The 327-nt window shown below is 63.3% G+C and carries 1 pseudogene; it reads left to right on the top strand.

From position 1 onward, the window contains the following. Positions 1 to 327 (top strand): annotated as a pseudogene (locus tag LDO54_RS39125) (hypothetical protein); the annotation flags it as partial.

Genomic DNA, 327 nt, shown 5'->3' with positions numbered 1-327 from the left:
TCACGCTGGGCGGTACGGATGCAACGACGCCAGTCGCGATCCACAACGTGAAGGATGGCGATGTCTCGGCATCGAGCACCGACGCGGTGAACGGTTCGCAGCTGTACGCGACGAACACGGCGGTTTCGAACCTGGCCGGCGACGTGACGAACCTGCAAGGCGATATCACGAACATCAACGGCAAGCTGCAGGACGCGGTGCTGTACGACACGTCGGCGCACGATTCGGTGACGCTGGGTGGTTCGGGTGCCTCGTCGGCAGTCGCACTGCACAACGTGAAGGACGGCGACGTCTCGGCATCGAACCTCGACGCAGTGAACGGTTCGC

Source organism: Paraburkholderia tropica, from assembly GCF_914484835.1.
GTDB classification, from domain to species: domain Bacteria; phylum Pseudomonadota; class Gammaproteobacteria; order Burkholderiales; family Burkholderiaceae; genus Paraburkholderia; species Paraburkholderia tropica_A.
Note: the sequence above shows the minus strand (reverse complement) of the source record. Positions and strands in the feature narration are given on the sequence as shown.